Origin of the sequence: Vogesella mureinivorans, from assembly GCF_007644035.1 — a bacterium.
GTDB lineage: Bacteria > Pseudomonadota > Gammaproteobacteria > Burkholderiales > Chromobacteriaceae > Vogesella > Vogesella mureinivorans.
Map to the genome: position 1 here is coordinate 1 of NZ_VMTV02000539.1, position 396 is coordinate 396.

Consider the following 396-nt stretch of genomic DNA (forward strand, 5'->3'; position numbering starts at 1 on the left):
GAAATCTCGGGGCTCGGCACCGTATGGCTCAACGCCGCGGTCCCCGAAGCGCAAGCGGGATGGGGGAAGATCGGCCAACCTGCCACCGCGAAGCTCACCGCCTTTCCCGGCGAGGCTTTCACGGGCCGCGTCGTCGCGATCCTGCCGACCGCGACCGCCGACAGCCGCACGCTGACGGTGCGTGTCGAACTCGCCAATCGCGGCGGGCGCCTCCGCCCCGGCATGTTCGCCGTGGTCGCGCTCGGCGGCGACGCCAAGCCCACGCTGCTGGTCCCGAGCGAAGCGGTGATCCGTACCGGCACGCGCAGCATCGTGATGCTCGAGAAGGGCGACGGTCGCTATCATCCTGCCGAAGTGGTCGCTGGGCGCGAAGGCGGCGGCAAGACCGAGATATTG

General features: G+C 69.9%; 1 protein-coding gene. It reads left to right on the forward strand.

Annotated features, from left to right (window positions below; all coding sequences use genetic code 11):
• On the forward strand, positions 1–396 hold a 396-nt coding region (locus tag FLQ44_RS14440), incomplete at both ends, for an efflux RND transporter periplasmic adaptor subunit (RefSeq protein ID WP_147694976.1).